The following is a 14,391-nucleotide window of genomic DNA, read 5'->3' on the forward strand; positions in this document are numbered from 1 at the left end:
CATGAACATACTGGACACCGAACGCCTGCGCCTGCGCACCATCGAAGTCGACGACGCCGCGTTTTATTATGAACTGGTCAACGACCCGACCTGGCTGGAATTCATCGGCGACAAGGGCATCCGCAGCCTCGACGACGCGCGCGCCGCCATCATCGACGGCCCGCGCGCGATGCAGCAGCGCTGCGGCCATTCGCTGTGGGTGATGGAGCGCAAGAGCGATGGCCGGGCGCTCGGGCTGTGCGGCCTGATCCAGCGCGATACGTTGCCCGGGCCCGATATCGGCTACGCCATCCGCCCCGAGTTCTTCGGCCGGGGCTATACCCATGAGGCGGCTGTCGCCGTGCTGGCTTACGCGCGCGGTCCGCTGGGCATGAAGCGCGTGCTGGGCTTGACCGATCCGGGCAACGCCAATTCGATCGGCCTGTTGCACAAGCTGGGCCTGAGCTTTGTCGAGAACCGGCCGCTGCCGCCCAATGATCGTCCTACCAATATTTACTGCATCGAGTTTCCACCAACACCAGTCTGATCTGTTGCAATGGAGCGAATCCGCCGGATTTCTGGCGTGCCGGTCTTGGCATCCTTGCGCTGCAAGCGCATGATGAAAGTCAATTCTTGCCACTGGAAAAACTATGAAACTCGGCGATCTGAAGATAGGTGTTCGACTGGGGCTGTTGGGAGCGTTCTTTTTCGTCGCACTGGCGATCGTCGCCACCGGCGGCTGGCGCGCGCTCGACAATAGCACCGCGCACAGCGCGCAAGCCTTGCAGCGCTCGCTGGGCCTGAGCCAGGCCATCGACACCGCGCGCAGCGCCCAGGTCGAGTTCAAGATCCAGGTGCAGGAATGGAAGAACATCCTGATACGCGGCAATGATCCGGCGCTGCTGGACCGCTACACCAAGGCTTTCGTCAAAACCGGCGAGGCCACCCGCGCCGACCTGAAAAAATTGGACGGGCAACTCGACGCGCTCAAGCTCGGTACGCCGCTGGTCGACGACGCCATCAAGACGCAAACCGAGCTGGGCGCGCGCTATCTCGAGGCGCTCAAACAGTACGACCCCGCCAATCCGGAGAGCGCTAAAGTGGTCGACAACCTGGTCAAGGGCATGGACCGCGAGCCGACCAAGAAGATCGACGATATCGTCGTCTACATCGGCAAGGAATCGAACCGCCTGATGCAGCAGATGGAAGAGGAAAGCCGGGCCGCGCACGCCGAGGCCATGCTGGTCATGGGCATCACCCTGGCGGTGACCCTGGTGGTCGGCTGCGTGACGGTGTTCTGGCTGATCAAGAGCATCACCGTGCCCTTGTACGCCGCCGTGGGCGTGGCGCAAACGGTCGCCGGCGGCGACCTGCGCAGCGAGGTGCGGGTCGATAGCAAGGATGAGATCGGCGAGCTGCTGGGCGCGCTCAAGACCATGCAGACCAATCTGAGCGGCATCGTCGGCAAGGTGCGCGCCGGCACCGAGACCATCCACGGCGCGACGGTGGAGATCGCCGCCGGCAACCTGGACCTGTCCGGCCGCACCGAGCAGCAGGCCAGCTCGCTCGAGGAGACGGCGGCGGCGATGGTGGAACTGACCACCACCGTCCAGCAGAACAACGCCAACGCCAACGAGGCCAGCAAGCTGGCCGACGTGGCCTCGCGGGTGGCCGAGCGCGGCGGCGACGCGGTCGAGCAGATGGTGCAAACGATGGGCTCGATCAACGAGTCCTCGCGCAAGATCGTCGACATCATCGGCGTGATCGACGGCATCGCTTTCCAGACCAATATCCTGGCGCTCAACGCGGCGGTGGAGGCGGCGCGCGCCGGCGAGCAGGGGCGCGGTTTCGCCGTGGTGGCGTCCGAGGTGCGCAACCTGGCCCACCGCTCGGCGTCGGCCGCCAAGGAGATCAAGGAATTGATCGGCGACTCGGTCAGCCGCGTCGAGGCCGGCAGCCGGCTGGCCGGGCAGGCCGGCGAGACGATGGGCGAGGTGGTCAGCAGCGTGCAGCGGGTGACGGCCATCATCGGCGAGATTTCGGTGGCCAGCGGCGAGCAGCGCGACGGCATCGAGCAGATCAGCATCGCCATCAGCCACATGGACAGCGTGACGCAGCAGAACGCCGCGCTGGTGGAACAGGCCGCCGCCGCGGCCGATGCATTGACGCAGCAGGCGGCCAGCCTGTCGGAGGCGGTCAGTATCTTCAAGCTGGAGGAGCACGGCCAAGGGCAGGGCGGGAGCGCGCGTTTGGCGCCACCGAAACGGCGTCCGCTATTGCCCGCTTGAGGGCCATGTGAATCGGGTTTGACGCCCGTCAACCGCCCCGCCGAACGCGCATTGCTGACGGGCAGTCTCCATTATGATTCCCTCTTCATCGCTGCACCAAAAGAAGAGGGATCCCATGGAGCTCCTGTGGCCGGCATTGATAGGCATCGCACCTTGTCTGTTGGCGCTTTGGTATGGCGAAACGCGCGCGCGCGTGCTGCGCCGCCGCTGCGTCCATTTGCAGAGCGCGCTCGAAGCCCAGCGCGACACCGAGATGCGGCTCGACTTCATCGCCCACCACGACTGCCTGACGGGCTTGCCCAACCGCCTGCAGTTCCAGCTGCGGCTTGAGCACGGCGTGGCCTACGCGCGGCGCCACAAAAGCCTGCTGGCGGTGCTGTTCGTCGACATCGACCACTTCAAGCACATCAACGACACGCTCGGCCACGACGCCGGCGACCAAGTACTGGTGCAGTTCTCGCAGCGGCTGCGCCAGTGCGTGCGCGAGGTCGACACCGTGGCGCGGCAGGGCGGCGACGAGTTCATCCTGTTGCTGACGGAGCTGCGCGACGCCGACGACGCGCGCCAGGTGGCCGAGAAGATCATCGCCGCCATCGGCGCGCCGTTCACCATCCATGGCGCGTCGCTGCGGGTGGCCGCCAGCGTCGGCGTGGCGGTCTATCCGGACGACGACGAAAGCCTGGAAGACCTGGTCGAGAAAGCCGACCTGGCGATGTACGCGGCCAAGCAGCGCGGCAAGGGCACCAGCGTGCGCTTCCTGCCGAGCATGCAGGTCAAGGCGTACTCGCGCCTGATCCTGGAGACGGCGCTCAGGCACGCGCTCGACCACAAGGAATTCGTCCTTGCCTACCAGCCCAGGCTCGACCTGCGCGAACAGCGCGTCACCGGCGTCAAGGCGCTGCTGCGCTGGAACCATCCGGAGCTCGGGCTGGTGATGCCGCTCGATTTTCTGCCGGTGCTGGAGGAGAGCGCGCTGATACTGCCGGTCGGCGCGTGGGTGCTGGCGACCGCGGCGGCGCAGGCGCGGCTGTGGATGGAGCGGGGACTGCCGCTGACGGTGTCGGTGCACCTGTCGCCGCGCCAGTTCTACCAGAAGGACATCGCCCAGACCTTCGCCATGATACTGGAGCAGGCCGGCGTGCCGGGCTACTGCATCGAGCTGGAAATCACCGAGGGCATGCTGATCGACCGCAACCAGAACTGCGAGGCGACCTTGCGGCAGCTGAAGGGCCTTGGCGTGCGGATCTCGATCAGCGATTTCGGCACCGGCTACGCCTCGCTCAATTATCTGCGGCGCTTCCCGGTGGACGTGGTCAAGATCGACAAGAGCTTCATCGACGAATTGCACGGCGCGCGCCAGCCAGCCGATACGCAGGACGCCCCCGGCGCCAAGGGCGCGGCCGACGGCGCCATGGTGCGCGCCATCATCGCGATGGCCCACACGCTGAACATGCGGGTGATCGCCGGCGGCGTCGAAACCGGCGACCAGTTGGCGCGCTTGATGGCGATGGACTGCGACGAGGCATTCGGCTTTTGCCTCAGCCCGGCCGTGTCGCCCGCCGAAGTGGAAACCTTGCTGGCCAATCGCGATTTGCGCAAAGAATTGATTATTTCGTAGCGTTCCTTGTCGCCATGAGTTTATATCCCCCCATTCAACATGGGTATTATCAGCGGATAGAAACTTACTTTCATCTTGGTATTAACAAATAATAAACGTTTACATAAATAGAATCTAAACATATAATTTTTTCGCTCGGGCTCGCTTTAACGGAGACCGGGCGGTAGTCGATTAGCCCGAGCGCAAAGACGGTAATGCGCCTTGTCCGAAAATTTGCTTTTTAAAATAAAAGGAAAATAATGGCAACTGCACTATTTGAAACTTTTAAGACGCGACATGTGATTGCAGCCCTGATTTCATGCGCGGTTTCATATCAAGCTTTGGCGGCGCATGCCCTCCCTGATCGGCTACGTGGCGGCGAAACCCTGACGTCCGGCGAAACCCTGGTGTCGCCCAACGGCGCGGTGCGTCTGGAGATGAAAAGCACCGGCAATCTGGTGTTGACCCGGTTGGCCGACAACGCGACGCTCTGGCAGTCGGGTACCGTGCAAGCCGGCTCCTACGCCTTGATGCAAACCAGTGGCAACTTCGTCGTCGTGAGCCCGAGTTCCCAGATATTGTTCCAGTCGGGCTCGGCCAACTCCACCGCGTATGTGATGCTGCAATCCGACCACAATCTGGTCGTTTACACGGCGACCCGCTCGCCGTTGTGGCACACGGTGACCGGCATTCCCAATCCGCCGCCATACAGCACGCCCGCCTACATGCCCGCCTATTGGAACGACGGCGCGATCCGGCCCTATAATAATTGCTACAACTACGCGAACAACAGGCGTACCGACCGGTTCTCCCAGCCGGGCTGGGCACATGGCTATAGCGGCTATGACATCACCGTAGCGCAGCTGCGCGCCGCCGCCATCGCCGATGGCCTGGAGCCGACCGATAGTTCGTCCGTCTCCCCGGTGGGCAAAACCAAGGTCGCGCTGGTGGTCGGCACGGTGGGCGGTTCGCCGGACTATCATTGGTACCGGAAGGACATCAATGGTCTTTGGACGCATAAACCGGGCGGCACCTCGGCCACCAACCTGGACAACAGTGGCGTGGCCATCACTAATCCGGAAACGGCCAACCGGGGCGGCTACATCCACTTTGGCGGTTACTTCTTCACATCGTCTTCTGATTCCCAAGGACACGGGCACCAGGTAATTTACTAACCCATTCGAGAGGAATAGAATAAGATGAAACAATATTTGACAGCGGTCGCATTCGCCCTGGTAGGAACTTTTACTATGACGGCTCAAGCACAAACGCCAACGCTCAAGAAGGAAGCGCTTAAAGTCGAGTTGATGGTCTTTTCGGGCCGTGCCAACCCGACCTTTACCATCACCGACGAGAGTGAAATTCAGGAGATTCTCAATCTCGTGAAAAACCTGCCCCAGAAAAAGCTGAAGGAAGGCGAAACCGGCCTGCCGCCGGCTAAACTGGGTTATCAAGGCTTTATTGTCACCAATAATACGAAGACGTCGCCGGAAATTAAATCGTTCGTGGTGAACGGTTCGGCCGTGTTACTCGATTCGCCTTCGACCGCCGGCACCCTGGCGGCTCGGGGCGGCGTGGCTGAATTTGCGGCGCGCGCCGATTCGAGCGCATCCCTGGAAAGCAAGTTGCTGTCTCATGCAAAAGAGACCGGCATTGCCAGCGAGGAAATGCTTGAAGCCATCCAGGACGCGAAGTAAGCCGGGTTGCTTGACTGTTCGCCGTTACGAAGTGCCTACTTCGTAGCGGCGAAGAACCAGGTCAACGGCAGGTGTACCCGCGCCGCCCACGATTTCTCGTTGTGGACGCCGTCCGGCGACTGGTAAAAATACAAATCCTCATCCAGCTTGTAGCCTTGCGCCAGCATGGCGTCGCGCATCTTCAGCGTGTGCTCGATGCCGTCTTTTTTCGACCCGGCGTCGATGTAGAACTTGACCGGCTGCCGCGCAGGCACGTTCTTCATGAACGCACCGTCATTCCACCAGAACGAACCCGATACGCCGCCGGCCTTGGAGAAGATCTCCGGATGCCGCTGGGCGATGTACACCGAGGCCAGGCCGCCCAGCGAGGAACCCATGATGGCCGTGTGCTCGCGGCCGGGCAGGGTGCGCAGGTTGGCGTCGGCCCACGGTTTGACGGTATCGACGATAAAGGCCATGTAGGCGTCGATCTTTCCGCCGCCGTGTTTCGGGTCGCAGCAGGGCGTGTATTCGTCCATGCGGTCCTTGGTGTTGTCGATGCCGACCACGATGGCCGGTTCGATGGCGCCGCCGGCGATCAGGTGGTCCATCGTGGCGCCGATGTCCCACGCGACGCCGAAGGCGGCGGTCCTGGCGTCGAACAGGTTCTGGCCGTCGTGCATGTAGAGCACCGGATAGCGGCGCCGAGGGTTGTTCTCGTAATCCGGCGGCAGGTAGATGCGCAGATTGCGGCTGTTGCCGAGCTGCGGCGACGCGAAATTTTCGACGATGCGGATGGCGCCTGCGGGCGCGGGGAATGCGTCGGCGCTGGAGTCGGCGGCGGCCTGCGGCGCTACCGGCATCACGCGCACGCCGTGGATGTCGAACTTGTTCGACGGTCCCTTCACGCCACCGGCATCGCTGTAGGTGGTGTTACTTTTCAGGTAGGTCATGTTGTAGTGGTCCTCCAGTTCCAGGCGGTAGCTGCCGGCTTTGAGCGCGGCGCGGATCGGCGTCGAATACGACGGGCCGGCCTGCTCCGGCGAGTGTGGCAACTGCACCACGCCGCCGGCGACGGCCTTGCCGCTGTCGTCCTTCAACGACAACCATTTTACGCCGCCGCTGATGCCCAGGTTGATCTGGTGCGCGGTGTTGCGGTACCTGATCTGCAGCGCGTAGCTGCCGTCGCGCGCCACCTTGATGTCGCGCACCGCGAACTTGTCGGCCGGCGCGCCCCAGCCGGCGATTTGTCCGCCGCTGGCGGCAATGCCGGACTCGATGCGGGCGTCGCCGGCGCCGATCTCGGTGCCTGTCTCGAGGCAGACCGGCGCGCTGTGGTGGCTGCGGTTGCCGGAGCCGGTGACCATCGCCTCCACCGCGTAGCACAGGTTTCCGCCGTCGCCCTTGTCGAGGCGCGGCGCGCGGCGGTCGGCCCACTTGTTCGCCGTGACGCGCTGGGTCGCCAGTTCGCCGTTGCGATAGATGTTGTAGACCACGCCCTTGCTGGCGCCCTGATACGCGATATGCAAAGTAGGGAAGCCGTAGGCGCCGCGTTCCAGCTTGACGATACGCGGCTCGGAGGGCGCGTAAACCGCCCGATCTTCGACCAGCGGCTTGGCGCCGACGTCGCGCTTTTCCTGCCGCCCTGGCAGCAGCCCGCCCAGCCGGATGTCGATCGTGTTGTCGTCGCTCAGAGCCGACCAATCCAGAGATTGTGCGGCGGCCTTGCCGTTGACCGTCACGCTGTCGACCGCGTAGTAGCCGTTTTTGTCCGATGGCGCGGCGATGGGCAACAGCAGGCGTACCCTCATGCGTTTGCCGCGCACCGTCAGGTTGTTCAGCGTCGCCACGTCGCTGCCGGCGAAAGCTTCGCGGCGCAGCTTGGCCGTGACGAAAGGCCGCAGCGCGATGCCGCTGTCCGTCGTACGCACCCCAAACACCTCGCCCACCACCATGCCCAGGTAGGCCCCCACGGACCACAGCTGCCGGCGCGAGTTGACCACCGGTCCGCTCAGGTCGACCTGCTTGCCGGCCACCGTGCGCTTATCCTCCAGCATCGGCTGGCCGGAGATCCATTCCAGGTTCTCCATGTTGGACAGGTTCAGCGCAGCGCCGCGCATCAGCGTGTCGTAGGCCGCATCGGCCACCGCCACGTTGCCATGCATCGCCGCAGCCTTGAGGCCATACGCCGTGACGAAAGGCCACATGGCGCGGTTGTGATAGACGGCCATGCCGGCCTGCTGCGGGAAGATCACCGGCGCGCCGAGCGGACCATGCGGATAGCGCGCCAGGATGCTTTGCGCCTGCCGTTCGTCGGCGATGCCGGTGACGATGGCCAGCGATTGTCCCAGCCAGTCGTACTTGTACAGCGGCGCGCCGTCGAAGTGGCCGGCGGTCAGGCTGCTGTACATGCCGGTGTCGGCCTGCCAGAAGCGCTGGTTGATGGCGCGCTTCAGATCCGTCGCCCATGCGGCGTATTTGTCGGCCAACGCCTTGTCGCCCTGTTCCGCCGCCAATTGCGCGGCCAGCGTCAGCGCCTTGTAATGACCGGCATTGGTCGACAGCGCCTTCGACGTCGCCATGCCGGCCAGGTCGCCCGGTATCCATGCCGCGTAGCTTTGCTCGCGCCAGTCGAGGAAGGATTCTTCGCCGTTGTAAAGACCATCAACGCGGTCGTAGACGGCGATCCTGTCGTTTTCCAGCGTATTGGTGAGCGCCTTCAGCGCGGTGGCGGCGAACGCGCGGCGCTCCTCCGGCGCCAGCGCCTTGAGCGCCTCGTCCGCGCCGAAGGCCCAGCTGACACGGTCGGTGCTGACCGGCCAGCTGCCGCCGCTGCCGGTGTCCTGGATGATCTGCAGGCCGTCCGCGCTGCCGGCGGCGTGCGCGCCCGGCTTGACGCCATCGCGGTAGCCGGAGAGCTTGAACAGCAGCGAGTTGCGCACGCGTTGCGGGTCCAGCATGCCAAGGCCTAGCGACGCGGCGTAGGATAGGTCGCGGGTCCACACGTAGTGCCATAACTCGCCGGTTTCGAAGCACTCGCAGGGGATGGCGTTGCCGCCGTTGTAGCTGCCGTCGCGGATCTCGTTGACGGAATCCTGCTTCATTTCGACTCCGGCCAGCGCGAACAGCGCGTCGAAGGCCAGGCTGCCGCCGCGGACCGTCGGCAACGTCGCCGATTCCTGATAGCCGATTTGCTGTTTGCCGCCTTCGCGCACGCGCATCGTGGTCGCCTGCGTGTAGCTGCGCAGCGTGGCGCCGGCATCCGGCGTCGCGTAGCGGACGGTTTCCTGCTTGCCGTCCCAGGTTGGATAGTTGGCGGTGGCTGTCGTTGCGGCCGACGCGAAAGGAGCGAGAGAGGCGAGGGACATGGCGGCGCACAGCGCGGTCGGGCGAAAACTCATTGTTCTATCTCCAGTGTCATGTTTTAGACGGTTTTCCCGGATGCCCTCTAAGTAGTCGTACTACAAGACTGATTTTAAGTCTTGAGTTCGGCTTATTCTTGGCTGGGCCAGAGAATACTCTCAATGTGGGACGTCATCAAACCGTCGGTCAAAGCGAAATTTACTCGAAATACAAAAAACTTGTGGTTTTTCGGCAGCATGACCGGATCGCGTGCTTTTCTGCGGCCTGCCATGGCCTGCGGAGGTCCGCAACTCAGCAGTAAACTGACATTTGCTTTCAAAAACACGTCTTTTTTTCGGAAATTATGTAGTTCTACTACATATGATTTGGCCGGTCCCTGTAGTGGAAATACAACGGCGGAGTTGATCTCATAGGGAGGCCGCTTGCAGCCGAGCCCCGCAATCCGTAGGTAAACAGAAGTTCAATTGACATTGAATCTAGTTTTAGTACAAAATTCCTGCCAGAACGTCTTGAGAACGTCAGCTTTCCTTGGATCCCGTGTAGTTGTGACGCCCCGAATGCGGTGCGCCTGATGTTGCGGGAGATTAATTTATGTCGTGTATGAGGGGACATTGAATGAGTAATTTCGCAAATAAGCGCAGCAAGACCGCTGCATTTCCATTAAAGCCGGTCGCAGCGGGGTGTGCTTTGTTTGTGGCGGCGTTCGCCAGCCCGGCATACGCGCAAACCACCGCCGATGCGCCGGCGGCGACCGAGGCGCCGATCGCGTCCGTCGTCGTGTCCGGTATCCGTCGCGGTATCGAGGGCGCCATCTCGGTCAAGAAGGATTCCAGTTCCATCGTTGAGGCCATCTCGGCCGAAGACATCGGCAAACTGCCGGACGTTTCCATCGCCGAGTCGATCTCGCGCCTGCCAGGCCTGGCCGCCCAGCGCGTCGCCGGCCGTGCCCAGGTCATCAGCGTTCGCGGCCTGTCGCCCGACTTCTCGACCACCTTGTTGAACGGCCGCGAGCAGGTCAGCACCGGCGACAACCGCAGCGTCGAATTCGATCAATACCCGTCCGAGCTGATGAGCGGCGTGACCGTGTACAAAACGCCTGACGCCGGCCTCGTCGGCCAGGGCCTGTCCGGCACCATCGACATGCAAACCGTGCGTCCGCTGAACTTCTCCAACCGCACCGTGGCGTTCAACGCCCGTGGCGAAAAGAATTCGCTGGGCAAGATCGGCAACGCCAAGGACACCGGCAGCCGCTTCAGCGCCAGCTACATCGACCAGTTCGCCAACCGCACGATCGGTATCGCGCTCGGCTACGCGCGCCTGGAAACCCCGATCCTGTCCAATGAAACCGGCCTGTACGAGCCATGGAAACGCGACGCGCGCAACGGCCTGCCGGCCGGCACCTTCGCATCGAACGGCATCAAGGCCGTGGCCCGCAGCGGCGAGAACCAGCGCGACGGCGTGATGGGGGTACTGCAATACCGTCCTAATAAACAATGGACCAGTATCCTGGACGTGTACGCGTCGCGCTTCAAGGCCGAGGAAACCGCCAACCAGCTGGAAATCTCGCTGGAGCAGGGCGAGTCGAACTACAACCCGGTCCAGGTCAACAACGGCACCATCGCCGGCGGCACGCTCAACAACGTGCGCCCGCTGGTGCGCGGCATGTACAACAAGCGTAAGGATGACATCCGCGCGCTGGGTTGGAGCAACGAATTCCGCAACAGCGACTTCACTATCTTCGCCGACCTGAACTACTCGAAAGCCAAGCGCAACGAAACCGGCCTGGAAAACAATCTGCAGTACAGCAATGGCGGCGCCTCGGCCCTGCTCGACAAGGTCAGCCTTGGCTACGGCAACGGCGGCTACTCGCGCCTGACCACTGGCCTCGATTACAGCAACCCGGCCAACCTGTTCGTCGGCAACACCATCTACGGCTCCGGCTACGGCAAGGTGCCAAGCGTGGAAGACGAGCTGAAGGGCGCCAAGCTGACCGCCAACGTGCGTGCCGGCGGCGATCTGGAAAAAGTGTTCTCCAGCTTCGACTTCGGTGTCAACTACGCCGACCGCAGCAAGAGCAAGCGACAGGCGGAAGGCGCCATCAACCTGGTCGGCGCGCCGATCGCGGTGCCGGGCAGCCTGCAATATGGCAATGTGGACCTCGGCTTCGCCGGCGCCGGTTCGATTCCGACCTGGAACGTGCCGGGCATGGTTAGCCAGTTCATGTCGTTCCAGCCGAGCGAAGACCTGACCTACCTGATCCCGAAAGCATGGACGGTCAACGAGAAAGTCGTGACCAGCTTCGCCAAGGCCAACATCGAGACGGAATTGAGCCCGACGGTGAGCCTGCGCGGTAACGTTGGCGTGCAGATGCAGAACACCACGCAGTCGTCCGACTCGCGTTACGTCGACAACAGCGCCCCGGCCGGCAGCCAGATCAAGCCTGTGCATGACGGCAAGAGCTACACCGACTTCCTGCCGAGCCTGAACCTGGCGTTCGGTTTCGAACACGACCAGACCGTGCGTTTCGGCCTGGCCAAGCAACTGGCGCGCCCGCGGGTGGACCAGCTGCGTTCGGCGCTGGAAATCAACGTCGACACCGCCAAGCGCGAGCCTAGCGCCAGCGGCGGCAACGCCCGACTGGACCCATGGCGCGCCAAGGCGGTCGACATTTCGTACGAGAAGTATTTCGCCAAGAAGGCGTATGTCGCCGCCGCCGCGTTCTTCAAGAAGCTGGATACCTACATCTTCACGCAGACCAAGGAATACGATTTCTCCAACTACTTCCCGGCAGGTTTCGTGACGGCGGATGGTCTGCCGCTGGCCCGCCGCACCGGTAACTACACCGCCGCCTACAATGGCAACGGTGGCATCCTGAAGGGTGTTGAGTTGTCCGGTTCGATGCCGCTGAACATGCTGACCCCGGTGCTCGACGGCTTCGGTGTGAGCGCCAGCGCCACCTACACCGATAGCAAGATCGCCATTGAAGATCCAAGCGGCAGCATTGGTTCGAATATCCCGCTGCCGGGCCTGTCGAAGCGCACCACCAACCTGACCGCTTACTACGAGAAGAATGGTTTCGAAACCCGCATCAGCCAGCGTCGTCGTTCCGATTTCGTCGGCGAGATCGGCAATTTCTCGAACGACCGCGCGCTGCGCTACGTCGTCGGTGAGAACGTCGTCGACTTCCAGATCGGCTACACGTTCAACAGCGGCGCCATGAAGGGTGTTGGCTTGGTTCTGCAGGTCAACAACCTGCGCAACGCCGCGTATGAAACGTATAACGGCGATCGCGCCCAGCAGCTGGAATACGCGAAGTATGGCCGCACCGTGATCGCAGGCATGAACTACAAGTTCTAAACCGGTTGTATCTGAGCTCTTCAACCCTCGCCAGCGCAAGCCGGCGAGGGTTTTTTTATGGCGGGGACCGGGACTGGGAACGGGAATATGGATGACTTCTAAACCACGTAGGGCGGATTAGCCGAAGGCGTAATCCGCCATCTGTGAGCCGCTGGCGGCGCATGGCGGATTACGCTGCGCTAATCCGCCCTACGTGTCTCCGAGGTTTTTCACGTTTCCGTGTACCCGGTTTTAGAGATATAACGCGTACTTGGCTTTTACTGCTTTTGGGCGGCGGCGAATGCCGCGTTCTGCTGGTCCAGCCACGTCTTCAGCGGCGCGAAGTACTCCAGCAGCGCGCCGCCGTCGATCTTGTCTTCGCCCGATATCGCCTTCAGCGCTTCCGGCCATGGCTTGCTGGCGCCCATCGCCAGCATCTGCTGCAGCTTGGCGCCGGCCTTGGCGTTGTCGTACACCGAGCAGCGGTTCAGCGGACCGGTATAACCGGCCTCGCGGCACAACGCGCGGTGGAACTGGAACTGCAGCATGTGCGCCAGGAAGTAGCGCGCATACGGCACGTCGGCCGCCACGTGGTACTTGGCGCCGGCGTCGAATCCACCCGGCGCGATCGCCGCCGGACGCTTCACGCCCATGTACTGCTCGCGCAGCTGCCACCAGGTTTTATCGAAGTCCTCCGGCTTGGTCTTGCCGGCATAAACGTCCCAACGCCATTTGTCCACCGAATAGGCGAACGGCAGGAACGCGACCTTGGCCAGCGCGCGGTTCAACAGGTCGCCGATGTCGGCGTCCGCTGGCGGCGCCTGGTCCATCAGGCTGACCTTCTTCAGGTAATCGGGCGTGATCGACAGCGCGACGGTGTCGCCGATGGCTTCATGGAAGCCGTCGTTGGCGCCATTGCGGAACATGAAGGGCTGCTTGTTATACGCCAGGAAGTAGTACACGTGACCCAGCTCGTGGTGGATAACGGTGAAGTCCTCGGCCGTCGGCGTGATGCACATCTTGATGCGCACATCGTCCTTTTCGTTCAACGGCCAGGCGGAGGCGTGGCAGACGACGTCGCGGTCGCGCGGCTTGGTCAGCAGCGAACGTTCCCAGAACGTGGCCGGCAGCTTCTGCATGCCCAGCGACGTGTAGAAACGCTCGGCGTACTGCGTCATCTGCTTGGCGTCGGTCTTGCGCGCTTCCAGCACCTTGGTCAGGTCGTAGCCGCTGGCGCCGGTTTTCGGTTTGAGGATCGGGTATAGATTGTCCCAGCTCTGGCTCCACATATTGCCGAACAGGTGGGACGGGATGGGACCGGTCAGCGGCACCACGTCCGGGCCGTAGGTTTCGCGCAGCTTGTAGCGGGTGTAGGTGTGCAGCGACTCGTACAGCGGTTTGACCTGCTGCCACAGGCGCTCCATCTCGGCGGCGAAGGCTTCCGGCGGCATGTCGTACTGCGCGCGCCACATGGCGCCCGTGTCGGCAAAGCCCATCTGCTTGGCGCCCTTGTTCGACAGCGCGATGTATTCAGTGTACTTGTCCTTGTACGACGGCGATTGCGCGTGCCAGCCCAGCCACATCTCTTTGAGCTTGGGCTCATCGCGGCTGTTGGCCAGTACCTTTTCCATCTCGCCCAGCGCCATGCAGGCGTCGCCGGTGCCGTCGTCCTTCTTGACGCAGTATTTGGCTTTGCCGTAGGCGCCGTTCAGTGCCGCCTGCAATTGGGCGTATTGTTCGCGTTCCTTCGGATCGGCGAAGACCAGCGTTTGCTGCAGCAGCATCAGCTTGCGCGCCGATTCCGCCGGCAGTTTCAGGCCGTTGAAACGGCGCGCGCCGATCGCCGCCTCGCCGGACGCCGTCAAATAGCGTTCGGCGAAGTAGGAGGTGATCGCTTCCGTGTCGTCGGTGATGAAGTTGGAACCGACCCAGGCGCCGCGCGCCTGTTCGTTGTTCAGTTTATTGAGGCGTTCTTCCGTGTCGGCCAAAAAGCGTTCCGCTTCGGCGACGGTCGGTTTTTTTGCGGGGGCGGCCAGCGCGGTAACGCTGACGGCTGTCATGGCGGAAGCCGCCAGCAGCGTGCTGATAATTTTTGGTGTCAAGTGCATCTCCCTGGGTAGTCTTGTCGGCCATCGAACCGGCTTTGATTCGA

General features: G+C 62.6%; 8 protein-coding genes. 6 read left to right on the forward strand and 2 right to left on the reverse strand.

From position 1 onward, the window contains the following. The first annotated feature begins 1 nt into the window (after position 1). The 5 genes from NHH88_07625 to NHH88_07645 all read left to right on the forward strand — a co-directional run bounded on the left by NHH88_07625 (position 2) and on the right by NHH88_07645 (position 5,561). Positions 2-526 (forward strand): GNAT family N-acetyltransferase, encoded by a 525-nt coding sequence (locus NHH88_07625; GenBank protein ID USX15638.1) that lies wholly within the window; start codon positions 2-4, stop codon positions 524-526. A gap of 103 nt (positions 527-629) precedes the next feature. After that, complete coding sequence (locus NHH88_07630; GenBank protein USX15639.1) at positions 630-2,267, forward strand: methyl-accepting chemotaxis protein; 1,638 nt, start codon at positions 630-632, stop codon at positions 2,265-2,267. Positions 2,268-2,382: 115 nt separating this feature from the next. Further along, complete coding sequence (locus NHH88_07635; protein USX15640.1) at positions 2,383-3,885, forward strand: EAL domain-containing protein; 1,503 nt, start codon at positions 2,383-2,385, stop codon at positions 3,883-3,885. 239 nt (positions 3,886-4,124) lie between these two features. Further along, positions 4,125-5,039, forward strand: coding sequence for a hypothetical protein (locus tag NHH88_07640; protein ID USX15641.1), 915 nt, complete (start codon positions 4,125-4,127; stop codon positions 5,037-5,039). Positions 5,040-5,063: 24 nt separating this feature from the next. Next, positions 5,064-5,561, forward strand: coding sequence for a DUF3919 family protein (locus NHH88_07645; protein USX15642.1), 498 nt, complete (start codon positions 5,064-5,066; stop codon positions 5,559-5,561). Between the two features lie 35 nt (positions 5,562-5,596). Here the strand turns inward: NHH88_07645 and NHH88_07650 are convergent, their stop codons facing one another. Next, complete coding sequence (locus NHH88_07650; protein ID USX15643.1) at positions 5,597-8,941, reverse strand: alpha/beta hydrolase-fold protein; 3,345 nt, start codon at positions 8,939-8,941, stop codon at positions 5,597-5,599. Positions 8,942-9,518: 577 nt separating this feature from the next. Between NHH88_07650 and NHH88_07655 the strand changes: the two genes are divergently transcribed. Next, complete coding sequence (locus NHH88_07655) at positions 9,519-12,260, forward strand: TonB-dependent receptor (protein ID USX15644.1); 2,742 nt, start codon at positions 9,519-9,521, stop codon at positions 12,258-12,260. A 257-nt stretch (positions 12,261-12,517) separates the two neighbouring features. On the opposite strand, the gene NHH88_07660 is transcribed toward NHH88_07655, so the two are convergent. After that, a complete protein-coding gene (locus NHH88_07660) occupies positions 12,518-14,347 on the reverse strand; it encodes a M2 family metallopeptidase (GenBank protein USX15645.1) in 1,830 nt (609 codons plus the stop codon). Between the last annotated feature and the right edge of the window lie 44 nt (positions 14,348-14,391).

The sequence above is a fragment of the Oxalobacteraceae bacterium OTU3CAMAD1 genome, assembly GCA_024123915.1.
In the GTDB taxonomy this organism is placed as follows: domain Bacteria; phylum Pseudomonadota; class Gammaproteobacteria; order Burkholderiales; family Burkholderiaceae_D; genus Rugamonas.